Origin of the sequence: Actinoplanes couchii (genome assembly GCF_016862075.1) — a bacterium.
Taxonomy (GTDB): Bacteria; Actinomycetota; Actinomycetes; order Mycobacteriales; family Micromonosporaceae; genus Actinoplanes; species Actinoplanes couchii.
Map to the genome: position 1 here is coordinate 61,691 of NZ_BOMG01000104.1, position 15,278 is coordinate 76,968.

The 15,278-nt window shown below is 71.1% G+C and carries 16 protein-coding genes and 1 pseudogene; 12 read left to right on the forward strand and 5 right to left on the reverse strand.

Going from position 1 to position 15,278, the window contains the following annotated elements; translation table 11 throughout:
* Window positions 1-70 precede the first annotated feature (70 nt).
* On the forward strand, window positions 71-3,142 hold the full coding sequence (locus Aco03nite_RS42300) for a serine/threonine-protein kinase (protein ID WP_203806969.1): 3,072 nt from the start codon (window positions 71-73) through the stop codon (window positions 3,140-3,142).
* 5 nt (window positions 3,143-3,147) lie between these two features.
* Here the strand turns inward: Aco03nite_RS42300 and Aco03nite_RS42305 are convergent, their stop codons facing one another.
* Together Aco03nite_RS42305 and Aco03nite_RS42310 are read right to left on the reverse strand one after the other, a co-directional pair.
* On the reverse strand, window positions 3,148-3,480 hold the full coding sequence (locus tag Aco03nite_RS42305; protein WP_203806831.1) for a hypothetical protein: 333 nt from the start codon (window positions 3,478-3,480) through the stop codon (window positions 3,148-3,150).
* A 24-nt stretch (window positions 3,481-3,504) separates the two neighbouring features.
* Entirely contained in the window at window positions 3,505-3,963 is a 459-nt protein-coding gene (locus tag Aco03nite_RS42310; protein ID WP_203806833.1) for a GNAT family N-acetyltransferase, read from the reverse strand.
* 94 nt (window positions 3,964-4,057) lie between these two features.
* Between Aco03nite_RS42310 and Aco03nite_RS42315 the strand changes: the two genes are divergently transcribed.
* Genes Aco03nite_RS42315 through Aco03nite_RS42330 form a run of 4 tightly spaced genes read left to right on the forward strand, consistent with a single transcriptional unit; the run spans window position 4,058 to window position 6,671 of the window.
* A complete protein-coding gene (locus tag Aco03nite_RS42315; RefSeq protein WP_203806835.1) occupies window positions 4,058-4,408 on the forward strand; it encodes a PadR family transcriptional regulator in 351 nt (116 codons plus the stop codon).
* Window positions 4,398-5,309: a hypothetical protein gene (locus tag Aco03nite_RS42320; RefSeq protein ID WP_203806837.1), complete on the forward strand. Its 912-nt coding sequence runs from the start codon at window positions 4,398-4,400 to the stop codon at window positions 5,307-5,309. The genes Aco03nite_RS42315 and Aco03nite_RS42320 overlap by 11 nt, the downstream gene beginning before the upstream one ends.
* 7 nt (window positions 5,310-5,316) lie before the next feature.
* Window positions 5,317-5,859, forward strand: coding sequence for a hypothetical protein (locus Aco03nite_RS42325; RefSeq protein ID WP_203806839.1), 543 nt, complete (start codon window positions 5,317-5,319; stop codon window positions 5,857-5,859).
* A 44-nt stretch (window positions 5,860-5,903) separates the two neighbouring features.
* Entirely contained in the window at window positions 5,904-6,671 is a 768-nt protein-coding gene (locus Aco03nite_RS42330) for an alpha/beta hydrolase family protein (protein WP_203806841.1), read from the forward strand.
* Here Aco03nite_RS42330 and Aco03nite_RS42335 read toward each other — a convergent pair.
* Window positions 6,651-7,466 carry an SDR family oxidoreductase gene (locus Aco03nite_RS42335; RefSeq protein ID WP_203806843.1) on the reverse strand — a complete coding sequence of 272 codons (816 nt, stop codon included), beginning with the start codon at window positions 7,464-7,466 and terminating at the stop codon, window positions 6,651-6,653. The genes Aco03nite_RS42330 and Aco03nite_RS42335 overlap by 21 nt on opposite strands.
* A gap of 77 nt (window positions 7,467-7,543) precedes the next feature.
* On the opposite strand from Aco03nite_RS42335, the gene Aco03nite_RS42340 reads away from it, so the two are divergent.
* Window positions 7,544-8,185: a TetR/AcrR family transcriptional regulator gene (locus Aco03nite_RS42340; RefSeq protein WP_203806845.1), complete on the forward strand. Its 642-nt coding sequence runs from the start codon at window positions 7,544-7,546 to the stop codon at window positions 8,183-8,185.
* Here Aco03nite_RS42340 and Aco03nite_RS42345 read toward each other — a convergent pair.
* Window positions 8,143-9,015: an enoyl-CoA hydratase/isomerase family protein gene (locus tag Aco03nite_RS42345; RefSeq protein WP_203806847.1), complete on the reverse strand. Its 873-nt coding sequence runs from the start codon at window positions 9,013-9,015 to the stop codon at window positions 8,143-8,145. The two genes, Aco03nite_RS42340 and Aco03nite_RS42345, sit on opposite strands and share 43 nt — an antisense overlap.
* Window positions 9,016-9,122: 107 nt before the next feature.
* On the opposite strand from Aco03nite_RS42345, the gene Aco03nite_RS42350 reads away from it, so the two are divergent.
* From Aco03nite_RS42350 to Aco03nite_RS42365, 4 genes are all read left to right on the forward strand, one after another.
* Window positions 9,123-9,521 (forward strand): winged helix-turn-helix transcriptional regulator, encoded by a 399-nt coding sequence (locus tag Aco03nite_RS42350; RefSeq protein ID WP_203806850.1) that lies wholly within the window; start codon window positions 9,123-9,125, stop codon window positions 9,519-9,521.
* An 87-nt stretch (window positions 9,522-9,608) separates the two neighbouring features.
* On the forward strand, window positions 9,609-11,276 hold the full coding sequence (locus tag Aco03nite_RS42355) for a tannase/feruloyl esterase family alpha/beta hydrolase (RefSeq protein ID WP_203806852.1): 1,668 nt from the start codon (window positions 9,609-9,611) through the stop codon (window positions 11,274-11,276).
* A 24-nt stretch (window positions 11,277-11,300) separates the two neighbouring features.
* The gene (locus Aco03nite_RS42360) at window positions 11,301-11,726 is read left to right on the forward strand and encodes a hypothetical protein (RefSeq protein ID WP_203806854.1); all 426 of its coding nucleotides are present in this window, start codon (window positions 11,301-11,303) and stop codon (window positions 11,724-11,726) included.
* 44 nt (window positions 11,727-11,770) lie between these two features.
* Window positions 11,771-12,643: an alpha/beta fold hydrolase gene (locus tag Aco03nite_RS42365; protein ID WP_203806856.1), complete on the forward strand. Its 873-nt coding sequence runs from the start codon at window positions 11,771-11,773 to the stop codon at window positions 12,641-12,643.
* On the opposite strand, the gene Aco03nite_RS42370 is transcribed toward Aco03nite_RS42365, so the two are convergent.
* Window positions 12,640-12,813, reverse strand: a complete 174-nt coding sequence (locus Aco03nite_RS42370; protein ID WP_203806858.1) for a hypothetical protein — start codon at window positions 12,811-12,813, stop codon at window positions 12,640-12,642. The two genes, Aco03nite_RS42365 and Aco03nite_RS42370, sit on opposite strands and share 4 nt — an antisense overlap.
* Before the next feature lie 135 nt (window positions 12,814-12,948).
* On the opposite strand from Aco03nite_RS42370, the gene Aco03nite_RS42375 reads away from it, so the two are divergent.
* Together Aco03nite_RS42375 and Aco03nite_RS54905 are read left to right on the forward strand one after the other, a co-directional pair.
* The gene (locus tag Aco03nite_RS42375) at window positions 12,949-14,364 is read left to right on the forward strand and encodes a Gfo/Idh/MocA family protein (RefSeq protein WP_203806860.1); all 1,416 of its coding nucleotides are present in this window, start codon (window positions 12,949-12,951) and stop codon (window positions 14,362-14,364) included.
* A pseudogene (locus Aco03nite_RS54905) lies at window positions 14,361-15,269 on the forward strand (LacI family DNA-binding transcriptional regulator); the annotation flags it as partial. The gene Aco03nite_RS42375 and the pseudogene Aco03nite_RS54905, both read left to right, overlap by 4 nt.
* Between the last annotated feature and the right edge of the window lie 9 nt (window positions 15,270-15,278).

Genomic DNA, 15,278 nt, shown 5'->3' on the forward strand with positions numbered 1-15,278 from the left:
TTTCGGGATGTTCTATATTCAGCCGGACGATCCGTAACGGCCGAGTTCGATGGGTGGCAGCTCAGTGACCATGACGCCGCTGCTCGCCGGTGATCCCGACCGGCTCGGGCAGTACCAGTTGCTGGGCCGTCTCGGCGCCGGCGGCATGGGCACCGTCTTCCTCGGCACCGCCCCCGACGGGCAGCGGGTCGCGGTCAAGGCCATCCGTCCCGAGTGGTCCTCCGACCCCGCCTTCCTCGCCCGGTTCCGCAGCGAGGTGAAACGGGCCCGCGAGGTCCCCCCGTTCTGCACCGCGGCGGTTCTGGACGCCGACGTCGAGCACGATCCGCCCTACCTGGTCGTCGAGTTCGTCGACGGCCCCAGCCTGGCCAGTGTCGTCCGCGAGCGGGGACCCCTCAAACCCTCCGAGGTGTACGGTCTGGCAGTCGGCGTGGCCACCGCCCTGGTCGCCATCCACGGCGCCGGTGTCGTGCACCGCGACCTGAAACCGGCGAACGTCCTGGTCGCCGTCGGCCTGCCCAAGGTGATCGACTTCGGGATCGCCCGCGGCACCGAGCTCAGCGCCGAGTTGACCGGCCCCGATCAGGTGATGGGCACGGTCGGCTACGTCGCCCCGGAGAGCCTCGACGGCTCCGGAAAGGCCGGCCCGGCCGCCGACGTGTTCGCCTGGGGCGTGCTGATCGGGTACGCGGCGACCGGCAGCACCCCGTTCCACGGCGACTCCCCGATGGCGACGATCGGCCGGATGCTCACCCAGCCGCCCGACCTGACCGGCATCCCCGACTCGCTGCGCGACCTGGTCGCCACCACTCTGGAGAAGGACCCGTCGGCCCGGCCCACCGCCCGGGAACTGCTCGACTCGCTGCTCAGCATGGGCACCGCCGACGTGTCGTCGAACGTCACCCCGGAACTGCGGCAGGCCGCGCTCGCCGCCCGGGCCCGGTCCCGGCTGCGCCGCTGGCCGCGCCGATTGCTGACCGCGGCCGTCGTGGCGGTGCTGCTCGGCGGGGCCGGGTTCGCCGCGATCCGCGCCCGCGCCGACGCCGACCGTGCCTCCGACCAGGCGAGACAGCAGGAACGGACGCTCGTGCAACAGGATCTGCTGGCCCGTTCGGCGGCGGCCCTGACCGCGGATCCGGGCCTGGCGTCGCGACTGGCGGTCAGCGCCTACGGCATGGACCGGTCGGCACGCAGTGGCGCGGCGGTGATGGCGGCCCTGGCCACCGGCTACGCCGGCGAGCTGACCACGGGCTCCCCGGTCGTCAGCGCCGCGTTCCGGCCCGACGGCAAAGCGGTCGCCATCGGTGGGGAGAGCACCGCCGAGTTGTGGACGGAGACGGGAGCGGGCTTCCGTCGTACCGGAAATCTGCCCTCGAACTTGGGAAACGTGAACGAGCTGGCCTTCAGCCCGGACGGCCGCACCCTGGCCGTCGCCGCCGACCGGCTCACCGTGTGGAACGTCGCCGACACGTCCGCCCCACGCCTGCTCACCACCCAGGCCGGCAGCTCGGCGGTCACCGACGTGCGGTTCAGCGCGGACGGCCGGCGGCTGTTCACCGTCGCGGCCCGGGCCACCCTCTGGGACGTCCGCGAACCGGGCCGGCCGCGCGCGCTCTGGACCAGCACCAGCACCGCGCTGCCGACCGTGATGAACGCGGACTCCACCCTGCTCGCCGGCACCGGTGAGGACGGGCGGCTGACGCTCTGGCGCGCCGACGGATCCCGGACCGTCACCGGCGTCTCCACCGGCACCCCGGTCGCCCTCAGCGCGACCAGCCGGATCCTCGCGGTCCAGGACGGCGAGAAGGCGATCCACTTCTACGACCTGACCGACCCGGCGGAGCCGCGGCGCCGGGGCACCATCACGGTCTCCGGGGATCGACTGTCGACGGCGGAGTTCAACGCCGCGGGTACGACCATCGCGCTCGGCCGCACCGACGGCACCGTCGAGGTGTGGAACGTCGCCGACCCGGACTCCCCGGTGCAGACCAAGACGATGACCCGGACCGGCGGGTGGATCACCTCGATCGACTTCAGCCCCGACGGCGCCCGGATCCTGACACCGGGCCCGCGCCTGACCAAGGCGGCGATGCTGTGGCAGATCGACGGTTTCGCGTTGCGCCGCCGGGCCACTCTCCAGGGCAGCACGGTGATCCCGTCCCGGACGGTGTCGGTGTCGGCCGAGGACGTGGTGGCCGCCGGATCCGCCGAGCGCCTGGACTACTGGGACGTCATCGACGCCGGGAACCCGAAACCGGCCGGGACCGCAAAACTCGTCCCGTCCGCCGGTGAACCGCTGGTGAGCAGTACCTATGCGGTCCACGGCACGAACTTCTACTACACCGGCGGCAGCCTCTACTCGTTGACCGGGGCAAGCCCGCGCAATGTCTTCCCGCAGCTGCGGGCGGGTGCCGTGCTCGACCTCGAACCGGTCCGTGGGCTGGTCGCGGTCCTGGCCGGCGGCCCGCAGGAGCAGATCCGCATCCACCGGCTGGCCGGGGACGAACCGCCGCCGCTGGTCGCCACGATCCCGGCCGCGAACGTGTTCACCGCCCGTTTCGGTCTGGCCGGCGGCACCCTGGCCGTCGCGGACAGCGCCGGTCAGCAGAGTGGTAGCAGCAACGTCACCGTCTGGGATCTCGCCGACCCCACCGCGCCCACGAGAACCGGGACGTTCGCGGTCAACAGTGTCGGCCCCGCGGCGCTGGTGCCGGGAGCCGCGTTCACCGTCACGGTCGGTCAGGACCTGACGGTCTGGAACAACCGGGAAGGCAAGGACCAGTCGGTACGCACCGCGAGGCGCACCGATTTCGGCCGCCCCGACTCGCTGGCGTTGTCGGTCGACGGCTCACTGCTGGCGGTCACGGCGAGCGGATCCACCGAGATCTGGAGTGTCGGTTTCGCCAGTGACCCGGTGCTGCTGGCGGTGGTCGGCGGCCGGACGACAGGTTCGGCGTTCAGCTCCCGCCAGCCCCTGCTGGTGACCGCCGACCCGTCCGGCGTGACCCTGTGGGACCTGATCCCGATCCGGGAGGTCCTACGAGACCCACTGCCGGCGGCATGCCGGCAGACCAGCGGCCTGACCCCGGCAGAATGGGCAGCGTACGCCCCCGGCCTGGACTTCGAACGCCCCTGCCCCTGACCCTCTCAGTGCTGGGGCGAGGTGTCGACGGTCAAGCTCCGGGCCCGGGGATCCACCGAGAGCCATCCCGTCACCTCGTCCCCGGGCAGCAGCGCCGCCCAGTCCACCTGCTCCGACGAGCCGATCCCGACCGGCAGAACCAGAACGAACCGCCACTGCTCCTGTCCGCTGTCCCCACACCACGCTCGTCCGGAGACCGACGGCCGCGGCCCACCGAAGTCATAGTCCTCGGCGATCATGCCGTCGCACCAGTGCCGCCGCAGCCGCTCGTCGGCGATCTTCCGGAACTCGGCCGTGACGCGGTACTCGAGCCGCACCCAGAAGTCCTGCTCATCCACGTCCGCTCCTCCCGATCGAGTCGCTCACGGCGCGAAGCTCAGATTGAGCAGTTCCAGGCCCCCGACGGGCCGGAAGCCGATGGCGGTGTAGAGCTTCAGCGCCGGGACGTTGTCCGTCTCGGTCTGCAGTGACACGCGGAGAGCGCCGGCAGCACGTGCGCCTGTGATGGTGTGGCGCAGCAGGGCGCTCGCGATTCCGGTGCGGCGATGGTGCGGGGTCACGTAGAGGTCGCGGATCGACCATGCGGTGCCCAGCATGAGCGATGCCGGCATGGTCGCCACCGTGACGAAGCCACCGACCTGATCACCCCGGATGGCCGCGGCAACGGCAAGCCCGTGCTGTGCGACCTGCTCCCGGAGCCAGGAGCCCGTGCGCGCAAGGGCCGACGGCTGACCGTAGTGCACCCGATAGGCATCGAACAGGACAGCTACCTGATCAAACGCTGCATGGCCCGGCACCACGGGCACGATGGTCGTCGTCACTGCGCAAGTATGTCCGGCCTGGCGGCTGCCGTGCGGAACTGGTGCCAGATGTGGATCCGGGCGCTACTGTGCGGCGTACAGTACAGTGTGGCGCATGGTAGGTGACGTGCACGACAAGCTCGAACTCGAGCTTCGCCGTGGGGTCGTGGTGCTTGCCGTTCTGTCGCGGCTGCGGACCCTGCGGTACGGCTATGAGCTGCGGCAATCGCTGATCGCTGTGGGAATGCCGATCGAGGAGGGCACGCTCTACCCGCTGCTGCGGCGGCTGGAGAGTCAAGGGGTGCTGACCAGCGAGTGGCGGGCCGCCGAGCAGGGGCCGTCGCGGCGCTACTACGTGCTCAGCGCCGCCGGTGTCGATCTGCTCGGGCGGCTCACCGGCACCTGGCACGGCATGGCCAAGGCGATGGACGACATCCTGGACGAGGGGCGGCGTGATGACACCTGACGAGATGATCGACGGATACGTGGCCGAGGTCGTGCTGCTCCTGCCGCACCGGCAGCGCGCCGACGTGGCCCGGGAGCTGCGGGACCTGATCGCCCAGGAGGTGGCCGACGCCGCCGAGACCCGGCCCGGCCGTGCCGACGACGCGGTGGCCGCGGTGCTGACCGGATTCGGGCGCCCGGCCGAGGTGGCCGCCCGGTACCGGGCGCCGATCGTGGTGATCGACCCGGCCGACTCGCGCCGCCTGTTCACCCTGGCCGCCGGGGGAGCGGTCCTGATCTGGGCCGGGGCTCTGCTCGGTGGGCTCATCGAGCACCGGGACCTCCCGGCCGCCCTCGACGAGGCCACACCGTGGCTGTTCGGGTGGCTGGGCCTGCTGGTCACCTGGTTCGCGGTCGCGGCCTGGTGGCGGCGGCGCCGGCCGGTCCCGGTGTGGAGACCCCGGCCGGTCCCGACCGACCGGATCAGCCGGCCCGGGCGGGTGGCGGCACTGGTGTTCTACGTCGCCGGCACCCTCGCGCTCGTCTACCCGGCGACCATGCTGGAGCTGATCAGTGGCGGTCAGGCGGCGCCCCAGGCCTACACCGCCCTGGCGTACGACGACGATTTCCTGGCGGTTCGCGGCCCTGTCGTACTCGGCCTGCTGGTCCTGAGCCTGGTGCTGCAGGCGGTGACGATCGGGCAGGGCCGCCGGATGCCCTGGAACCGGCACTCCGAACCGATTCTGGGCCTGATCATGTGCGCGGTGCTGACCTGGGTGGTGTCCGAGCCGGTGTTCGTGACTAGCCTCGCCGACCGTACGGCGAAGGAGATCGTCGCTCTTCTGATCTTGATCTCTCTGGCCGGCCTGGCATTCAGCCTGCGCCGCGACCGGGTGCGGCAGGCGGTCCTGGGCCGAGGATGATGGGCCGATGATGGAGGAGGACGCCCGCGCGGCGTGGTTCGAGGCGCTGCCGGAGGGGATCCGCCGGCAGGTCGACGGGTACGTGCTGCAGGGCCAGGATCTTCCGGCGATCCGCATCATCGCCGGAGTCGGGCTGGTCACGGCTCAGCTCGTCGTCGGTGACCGGTCCCGGCACTACGGCGACCGGGTCGCGCGCCGCCCGGACGATCCGCTCGACCTGGAGTCGCTGGTGTTCCGGGCGGCCGGGATCCGGCAGCGGATCGTGGCGATCGAGGCGGTGTGGGACGGCGACACGGTCCACGACTGGTTCGTGCGCCTGCTGGCCGTGCTGGATCCGGCGCCGGGCGAGCAGGTGCTGGGCGAGCAGGTGCTGGCCGTGATCCCCTGGGGCGCCGCCGAGCGCTACCTCGGTGACGTCGACAGCCCTGGGCACCCGTCCGCGGTCGCCGCCGAAAGATCCGGCCGGGCGCTGGCCGAGCATCTCGGGGTGCCGTTCCACTTCGGCAGCCCGGACCAGCCCGACGACGAGGCGCCCCGGTGGCGGCCCTGAACCGTTCCGGCCTCACCCCGCACCCCACCTACTAGGATGGTCTTGTGGCCGAGCGTGTCCGATTCGCCAGCAGTCGAGGTCCCGCCCTGGTCGGCCTGATCGACCACCCCGCCGAGCCGGTCCGGGGCTGGGGTGTGTTCGCGCACGGCTTCGCGCTCAGCAAGGACTCGCCCGCGGCCTCCCGCACCTGCAAGCAGCTCGCGTCCGAGGGCATCGGCATGCTGCGCTTCGACAACCTCGGCCTGGGCGACTCGGAGGGCGACTGGGGCGACGGATCGTTCGCGGTCAAGGTCGACGACACCGTGCTGGCCGCGGAGTTCCTGACCGGACTCGGTACGCCGCCGGGCATCCTGGTCGGGCACTCCCTCGGCGGCGCCGCGGTGATCGCCGCCGCGAACCGGGTGCCGAGCGTCCGGGCGGTCGCCACCATCGGCGCCCCGTTCGAGCCGAAGAACGTGGAGCGGCACTACCAGGCGCTCGCCGACCGGGTGCTGCAGGACGGGCACGCCGAGTGGCTGGTCGGCGGGAAGACGCTGATCCTGAAACGCAGCCTCGTCGAGGACTTCCGCCGCGCCGAGCTGCATCATCACGTGGTCGAGCTGGGCCTGCCGCTGCTGGTGATGCACTCACCCACGGACAGCACGGTGAGTGTCGACAACGCCAGCCGGATCTTCAAGACCGCCAGGCATCCGCGGAGTTTCATCGCCCTCGAGGGGTCGGACCACCTGCTGACGGCCCCGGGCCAGCCACAGCGGGCGGCCCGGGTGATCAGCGCCTGGGCCGATCCCTACCTATCCTTGGGCGGCGTGTGAGACGTGCTCCCAGTCGGACCAGGTTTGCAGACGCTGGGCGTACAGGTGCTTGACGATCTGGGTCGGCTGGGAACCGAACAGCACCCGTAGCGGCGGGTTCTCCGCGTCAACGATCTGCAGCAGAGCCGGCCCGGCCGCTGCCGGATCCCCGTACTGGGCGCCGCCCGCGCGAGCCGCCATCGCGTCACGAAGCGGCTGGTAGGCGGGCTGCGGTGTGGCACGCACCGCCGACGACCCGGCCCAGTCGGTGGCGAAACCACCCGGCTCGACCAGGGTCACCTTGATGCCGAACCCGGCGACCTCCTGCGCAAGGGATTCGGTGAGACCCTCCAGAGCCCACTTGGAGGCGTGGTAGCCGCCGAGGTTCGGGAACGCGCCGACCCCGCCGATGGTGGAGATCTGGACGATGTGACCGCTCTGCTGCTCGCGCAGGATCGGCAGGACCGCCCGGGTCACGAAGAACGCGCCGAACAGGTTGGTCTCCAGCTGGTCCCGCAGCTGCTCCTCGGTGATCTCCTCCACCGCCCCGAACAGGCCGTAACCCGCATTGTTGACCACGACATCGAGACGACCGAATTTCTGGTACGCGGTGACGACGGCGGCGCTGACGGCGTCCTTGTCGGTGACGTCCAGTGCGAGCGGCAGGATCGCGTCCCCGTACTTGGCGACCAGACCGTCCAGTGACCCGGTGTCGCGGGCGGTGGCGGCGACCTTGTCACCGCGGTCGAGTGCCGCTTCGGTGAACGTGCGGCCGAAGCCGCGGGAGGTGCCGGTGATGAACCAGACCTTGCTCATGGTGATCCCCCTTTCCGAGTTCGAACTCTAGACCGCGTCTAATTATCGACGGCGTCAAGTCACGGTAGGATGTGCTGATGAGCCTGCGCGAACGCAAGAAGCTGGCGACCTGGCGGGCCATCCGGACAGCCGCACTCCGGCTGTTCGAGGAGCGCGGCTACGAGGCCGTCAGCGTCGAGCAGATCGCCGCCGCCGCCGACGTGTCCCGCGCGACGTTCTTCAACTACTTCGCCAGCAAGGAAGCCGTCGTCTTCGACCAGGACCCGGAGGAACAGGACGCCTGGCGGGCACTGATGGACCAGCGCCCCGCCGACGAGCCGCTCTGGGAATCGCTCAGCGCGATCATGACCGGGTTCACCGAACGCCTCGCCGACCGGATGCCCCTGCAACGACGGCTCAAGGCCCAGTCACCCGCACTCGCCCAGTCCACCCAGGACTTCGGCGCCCGCTTCCGCGACGACCTGCACACCTGGGCGCTGGCCCGAGCCGGCGCAGATGACGAGATGACCGCGCTCCTCCAGCTCAACCTGGTCCAGGCGGCGACGTCGACGGCGTACCAGGCCTGGCGTACCGAAGAAGGCTTCGACGTCTTCCTGCAACGCCTCGACCAGTGCCTACGCAGCGTCGGCGAGGGAGTCGGACACCCGAAGGCCGCCGCGCACCCGGACACCGGCGTCTACACCATGGAGGAAGGACGCTCGGCGACGATCTCCCGCTGACCGGCCCGCACGGATCGCATGAGGTGCTCCAGGTCGGCCTCGCCTTCCGGGGTCTGCGCGCCGTGCTCCAGCGCCCTGCTCATCAGCGGCAGCGCGGCCGGCCCGGCGATCAGCGCTGACCAGGCCTTCTCCTCCCGCTCGTAGCCCTCGACCGGGACGCCGGGCGAAAAGATCTCCTTCACCCGCAGGGCGACGCCGTCGGCGAGGCCGGCGATGTCACGCGCGACACGATCGACGAACGTGTCGAGCTCTGCCGCGGGCACCGCGCGGTTGATCCACCCGTAGGCGGCGGCGGTGGTCGCGTCGTAGAGGTCTCCGGTCAGGACGATCTCCAGGGCCCGGTTGCGGCCGACGCGTTCCAGGAGATACTGCGTTCCACCCCCGGCGGGCACGATGCCCATGAGGCTTTCGATCTGCCCGATCCCGGCGGTCTCGGTCGCGGCGAAGACCATGTCGGCGGCCGCGACGAATTCGGCGCCGCCGCCGCGCGCCTTGCCGGCGAGCTTGACGATGATCGGCTGCGGCTGGCTGCGGAGCAGTTCGCCGACGGCCTGGAAGACGTTCACCCCGTGCGGGGTGGCCGCCGTGAGTTCGTGCAGGAGGTCCTCCTCGTCGAGGATGTGCATGTCGACGTGGGCGAGGAAGAACTCCGGGTTCGCCGAGGAGAACACGATCACCCGCACCGACCGGTCGTCGCGAAACTCTCCCAGGACGCTGCGGAGCTCCGCCATCATCGTCGCGCTGATGACGTTCACCGGAGGGTTGTCGAGCACGATGCCGGCGATTCCGTCCGCGACGGTCACGTGCAGGGTGGAGTACGGCTGTGGCATGAGAGTCCTTCGTAAGTGTGCGTTGAGCAGGTAGGTTTGCTTTGCATACCTACCTTGCGGGCATGCGCGGATGCCGTCAAGAACGCACTTCGGAGGTCCTAGAGCACATGGTGGATACCAGTCCCTACACGGCGCACTACGACGAGAAGGTGCTGTTCACTGCGGACTGCCCGAGCCGGTCGATCCTGGACCAGATTTCCGACAAGTGGTCGATGATGGTCCTCGCCGTGCTGGCGAAGCCGACCCGGTTCAACGAGATCAAACGCCGGCTGTCCGGGGTGACGCAGCGGGTCCTGACCCAGACGTTGCGGCGTCTCGAACGGAACGGGATGATCACCCGCCGGGTCATCCCGACGTCCCCGATCGGTGTCGAGTACGCCCTCACGCCCCTCGGTGAATCGCTGCGTGAACCCTTCGGGCGGCTCTACGACTGGACGATCGAGCACGCCGCCACCATCCGGGCGGCCCAAGCCGCGTACGACACCGAATCCGGGCCGTCGCACTGACCGCGGGAGTTCGCCTGATCCCCGGATGGTGGGGCGGGTGTTGACTCCCGTACCCGGCGGTACTTCGCTGTCCGGCGGGGGGAACTCATGCGGATGCCGGTTCAGGTGCTGTCGGTCGTACTCGCCGCCTTGATGGTTGTGGGCTGTGGAGCGCAGGCGGTGCCCCGGGTGGACGGGCCCGCCGTGGTGCTGCCGAAAGTCGGCTGTGCGTCGCTGGCCGGGCAGGATCTGTCCGGGACACCGGATGCTCCGGCGGTCGTCGGGTCCGCGGCCGAGACCATCTCCCCGGGCGGCTGGGCGGTCTGCGAGGTCAAGGGGACCGTCGCGCCGCAGATCCAGTTCGACGTGCAACTGCCCACCGGGACGTGGCGGCAGCGGTACCTGCAGACCGGATGCGGCGCCTTCTGCGGCAGTGTCGACTTCTTCGCCGACGCCGCCGACGGATGTGTGCCCCTGGAACGCGGCGACTTCGTCATCGCCACCAACAACCAGGGACACGTCGGCGTGTCCGGTTTCGACGCCACCTTCGGCGCCGACCCGCAGCTGCGCGCCGACTTCGGCTACCGCGCCGACCACGTCGTCGCGGTCGTCGCCAAACGGCTCATCGCGCTCTACTACGGTCAGGGCCCGCGCTGGTCCTACTTCGACGGCTGCTCCCAGGGTGGCCATCAGGGACTGACCGAGGCGCAGCGCTACCCGGACGACTTCGACGGCATCATCGCCGGCGCCCCGGCGAACCTGTTCACCTCGCTGATCGTGTGGTCCACCGGCTGGCACGCCACCGCCAACACCGGCCCTCGGGGCCGCCCGATCCTGACCGCGGCCGAGCTGCCCGCCCTGCACGCCGCGGTTCTGCGCGAGTGCGACGCCCGTGACGGCCTCGCCGACGGACAGATCGACGACCCCCGGGCCTGCGGGTTCGATCCGCGGGCCCTGCGCTGCCCGGCCGTCCCCTGTCTCACCGAGGCACAGATCAACACCGTCCGGCTGCTGTACGACGGACCCCGCGACGAACGAGGCAGGCTGATGTATCCCGGAGGCGAGCCGGTCGAGTCGGAGGCGAACTGGGCACGCTGGGTCACCCCGACCGCCGCCGGAGCACCGGCCGTGGCCGAAGGCAACACCACGAACGCGCTGAAATACCTCGCCTACCCGTCCGCCCGGCCGTCGGCGACCCTGCGTGATTTGCGCTACGACTCGGCGACGTTCCGGGAGATCGCCCGGCAGGCCGGCGTCTACGACGCGAGCAACCCGGACCTGACCGCGTTCCGCGCCGCTGGTGGCAAGCTCCTGCTCTGGCACGGTTGGGCGGACCAGGCGATCTCTCCGTACGGCACGATCGCCTACTACCACGCCGTCACCGAACGCATGGGCGGAGCGGCCGCCACCCAGCGGTTCGCCCGCCTGTTCATGCTCCCGGGTGTCGCGCACTGCGGTTCCGGCGAGGGCCCGGACGCCATCGACGCGCTCACTCCCACCCTGGCCTGGGTGGAGAACGGCATCGCCCCCGACCGGCTGACCGCCGTCAAACGCCGGGACGACACCGGCACGGTCGTACGATCCCGCCCGGTCTACCCCTACCCGGCGGTCGCCCGTCACGACGGCACCGGCAGCACCGACGACGCGGCGAACTTCACCCCGGCCCCACCACCGGTCCGCTACCGCGACGACATCCCGTGGCTGGGCTCGTTCCGCTCCGGCTACGAACAGACCTGCGGCTGGCACGACGGCCGGTGGACGTGCACCCGGCCTTGACGGCACCGGATACCACAGAACCCGATGCCACCCTCCGCGAAGTCCGTTGCCGGCGGGGCACTGCTGGCCGTCGTCCTGGTGCCGGTGCTGGGCTTCCTCGCCGTGGCCGGTGTGGTGCTCTGGATGTACGGCGTCGCCCTGCCCGGCCATCAGCGCGAGATCACCGAGTGGGAGACGGAGAATTCCCGTCGGATGGCCGCCACCGCACAGCAGACGCTGACCACCGCGGCCGCCGACGGCCGCCTCACCGACGAGGAGATCAGCGAGGCGGCCGCCGGCACGGCGTGGGACCTGCAGCGCACCGACCCGGTGTGGGTCCTGCGCACCGACTTCGGCAGCAGTGGGCCGAACTGTTTCTCCTTCGACATCACCACTCCGCTGGGCCCGGCCACCCGGGTCACCACCACCGAATTCTCCACGTGCCCGCTGGTGAAGCCGCGGACCTCGTGACGACCGACCGCGGCGTTGGACCGGCTGCCGGGTAGGTTCGATCTATGTTCGACGGATTCCGGCTCGATCAGGTGGACCTCGGTGACGTCACGCTGCGCGCCCGCTCCGGCGGCGACGGCCCGCCGGTCGTGCTGCTGCACGGGCATCCCCGCACGCACACGACCTGGCACGAGGTGGCGCCGCGACTGGCGGCGAGCCACTTCGTGGTGACACCCGACCTGCGGGGGTACGGCGGATCGACGCTTCCGCCGGACGCGCCGGGTCACACCCAGTCCAGCAAGCGGGCGATGGCCGCCGACGTGGTGGCCCTGATGGCGCGCCTCGGTCATGACCGGTTCGCGGTGGTCGGCCACGATCGGGGATCGCTGGTGGCGTTCCGGACCGCCATGGACCATCCGGACCGGGTGTCGCACCTGGTGGTCATGGACGGGCTGCCGGTCGTCGAGCACCTGGAACGCACCGATGCCACCTTCGCCCGGGCCTGGTGGCACTGGTGGTTCCTCGGCCAGACCGACAAACCCGCGGAACGGGTGATCTGCGCCGACCCCGACGCGTGGTACCGCACCCCCGGACCGGACGAGATGGGCGCGGGCAACCACGCCGACGTGTGGGCGGCCCTGCGTGACCCGGCGGTGGTCCACGGCATGTGCGAGGACTACCGGGCCGGCCTGGGCGTCGACCGCGAACACGACGAAGCCGACCGGGCGGCCGGGCGACAGGTCGCCTGCCCGGCCATGCTGCTCGAGTCGGCGCAGGACGACCTCGACATCCACGGCGACCCGGCGGCGATCTGGGCTCCCTGGCTGGCCCACCCGCTCGACCACCGGGTCATCGACAGCGGCCACCACCAGGCCGAGCAGGCTCCCGCCGCGGTGGCCGACGCCCTGCTGGACTTCCTTTCCGAGCGCGGAAGCTAACGCACCAGCTGCCCGGCGATCTCGGCGGTGATCGCCTCGGCGGTGGCGGTCAAGTCCGTCAACAGGCGGGTGGCCCGGGCGCTTCCACCGTTCGCCGGGTCGCGCTTCTCGAAGAGGCGGACCGACCACGGCGTTTCCGATGCGGGTGGTCTGGTACATCTCGTCGCCACCGCCGGTCACGTCGTCGTCGCGGGCGTCGGCCGCAGTCGATGCGTTCGAAGGTGGGGATCACGACGGTTGACACGATTCAAGGGGGTCTTCTAGCGTTCGAGTGAACGGTCACTTTGAGGTGCTGAGGGAGATCCATGTCCAGCGTTGATCAGAACCCCACGGCGCCCCGGCCGCCGTCCAGCCGTAGCGTGCACGCCGACTCCGCTGTCATCCCCGCCTTCCGGGAGCCACCGGCCGGGCGGGCCCGCCGTCGTTACGCGATCGTCGGCACCGGCCACCGGGCCGGGATGTATGTGGACGCGCTGCTCAAGGACCACGCCGACGTCGGTGAGATCGTCGGCTGGTGCGACCCCAACCCGGCCCGCATCGACTGGTACGACGCCCAAGCCGGCCCCGGGATCGCCCGCAGCGACGTGGACGGCCTCGAACGCCTCATCACCGAGCAGGCCGTCGACGTCGTCATCGTGACCACCCCCGATCACAGCCACGCCGGGATCGTCGACCGCGCACTACGCGCCGGCGCGGGCGTGGTGGTGGAGAAACCCCTGGCCACGGACGTGACGGGGTGCCGTACCATCGTCGCCGCTCTGCATGATTCTCCCGGCGATCTGGTGATGACCTTCAACTACCGCTATGCGCCCCGCAACTCGGCGCTGCGCGAGGTGATCGCGTCGGGGACGATCGGCGAGGTCACCGGCGTGCACTTCGAGTGGGCGCTGGACACCATGCACGGTGCCGACTACTTCCGCCGCTGGCACCGCGACCGGGCCAACTCCGGCGGACTGCTCGTGCACAAGGCCAGCCACCACTTCGACCTGGTCAACTGGTGGCTCGGCGACGTGCCGCGCCGGGTCTACGCCTCCACCGCGCTGCGGTTCTACGGTGCGGACAACGCCGCCGCCCGCGGCCTGACCGGGCGGCCCGAGCGCGGGACCGGCGTCCAGGGTGACCCGTTCTCCCTGGATCTGCGCACCGATCCGCGGCTGGAGGCGCTCTACCTGAACGCCGAACACCACGACGGCTACCGCCGTGACCAGGACCCGTTCGCGCCCGGCGTCACCATCGACGACAACATGGCGGTGCTGGTCGACTACCGGCGCGGCGCGATGCTGTCCTATTCGCTCAACGCGCACAGCCCGTGGGAGGGCTACCGGGTGACGGTCAACGGCACCGCTGGGCGCGCCGAGCTGGAGGTCGTCGAACGTGGGGCGGTGCTCGACGAGAACGTCCTCGACCCGTCGGCCCTGCAAGCCGAGGCAGGCGATCCGGTCCGCCCGGAGACCGAACGCCTGGTGGTGCAGCGGCACTGGGGCCGGGCCGAGGAGGTCCCGATCCCGGCCGGCATCGGTGGCCACGGCGGCGGCGACGCGATCATGCTGATGGACGTGTTCCGCCGCGACCTGCGCGAACGCCCCGACACCCTGGGCCGTACCGCCGGAGTCCTGGACGGCCTGCGCGCGGTCGCCGTGGGCATCGCCGCCAACCGGTCGGTGGCCGACGGCGTGCCGGTGCTCGTCGACGACCTCGACCTGGGCCGGGACCTGGGATGACGCGGCCGGGCCGCCGGCCGACGATCCGCGAGGTGGCCCGGCTGGCCGGCGTGTCCCACCAGACCGTGTCGCGTTACCTCAACGGCGACGAGACGGTCACCGAGCCGATCCGGCAGCGGGTCGCCCGGGCCGTCACCGACCTGGGCTACCGGCCGAACCTGGTGGCCCGCGCGATGCGCAGCCGCCGGACCGGCCGGCTGGCGTTCCTGCTGCCCGCCGGCACCGCTGTCAGCTCCCTGGAGATGCTGCCCGGCGCCACCCGCGCGGCCCGCGACGCCGGATACACGGTCGAGGTGGTGATCCTGGACGGCCCGCCCGGGGACCGCGCCGAACGGGTCCGGGAGCTGGCCGGCAGCGGGTTCTTCGACGGCATCGTGTCGCTGACCCCCCTGCCGGAGCCGGCCCCCGCGGTGGTGGCGCCCTACTACGACGAGCACATGCGCGGCATCGGCGAACTCGCCGACGCGGACGCCACCGACGGCCTGGTAGCGGGCCTGGTAGCGGCCGGTCATCGCCGCTTCCTGCACTTGGCGGGCGACTACGCGCACACGTCCGCCCGCCGCCGCCGCGATGCCTTCCAGAAGGCGATCAAGAGCCATGACTGCCTGTCGTACGGGGTGATCGACTGTGGCTGGGATCCCGCCGCCGCCCGCGAGGCGATCCTCGGCCTGCCGGAGAACGCCCGGGTGACGGCGGTGCTGGCCGCCAACGACATCCTGGCCACCGGCGCGATCAGCGGAGCCCTGCACCGAGGCTGGCGGATCCCGGCCGACCTGAGCGTCACCGGCTGGGACGACAACTCGGTGGCAGCCGTCATGACCCCCACCCTGACCACCGTCCACGTCGACCACGACGCCCTGGGCCGCCGAGCCGTGACCCGCCTGCTGGCCACCCTGAACAACCACCCACCCGCC

Coding starts and splice junctions, on each gene's coding strand:
- Aco03nite_RS42300 (WP_203806969.1), top strand. CDS start 71: ATGACGCCGCTGCTCGCCGGTGATCCCGACCGGCTCGGGCAGTACCAG.
- Aco03nite_RS42315 (WP_203806835.1), top strand. CDS start 4,058: ATGGTAGGTGACGTGCACGACAAGCTCGAACTCGAGCTTCGCCGTGGG.
- Aco03nite_RS42320 (WP_203806837.1), top strand. CDS start 4,398: ATGACACCTGACGAGATGATCGACGGATACGTGGCCGAGGTCGTGCTG.
- Aco03nite_RS42325 (WP_203806839.1), top strand. CDS start 5,317: ATGATGGAGGAGGACGCCCGCGCGGCGTGGTTCGAGGCGCTGCCGGAG.
- Aco03nite_RS42335 (WP_203806843.1), bottom strand. CDS start 7,466: ATGAGCAAGGTCTGGTTCATCACCGGCACCTCCCGCGGCTTCGGCCGC.
- Aco03nite_RS42340 (WP_203806845.1), top strand. CDS start 7,544: ATGAGCCTGCGCGAACGCAAGAAGCTGGCGACCTGGCGGGCCATCCGG.
- Aco03nite_RS42345 (WP_203806847.1), bottom strand. CDS start 9,015: ATGCCACAGCCGTACTCCACCCTGCACGTGACCGTCGCGGACGGAATC.
- Aco03nite_RS42350 (WP_203806850.1), top strand. CDS start 9,123: ATGGTGGATACCAGTCCCTACACGGCGCACTACGACGAGAAGGTGCTG.
- Aco03nite_RS42355 (WP_203806852.1), top strand. CDS start 9,609: ATGCGGATGCCGGTTCAGGTGCTGTCGGTCGTACTCGCCGCCTTGATG.
- Aco03nite_RS42360 (WP_203806854.1), top strand. CDS start 11,301: ATGCCACCCTCCGCGAAGTCCGTTGCCGGCGGGGCACTGCTGGCCGTC.
- Aco03nite_RS42365 (WP_203806856.1), top strand. CDS start 11,771: ATGTTCGACGGATTCCGGCTCGATCAGGTGGACCTCGGTGACGTCACG.
- Aco03nite_RS42375 (WP_203806860.1), top strand. CDS start 12,949: ATGTCCAGCGTTGATCAGAACCCCACGGCGCCCCGGCCGCCGTCCAGC.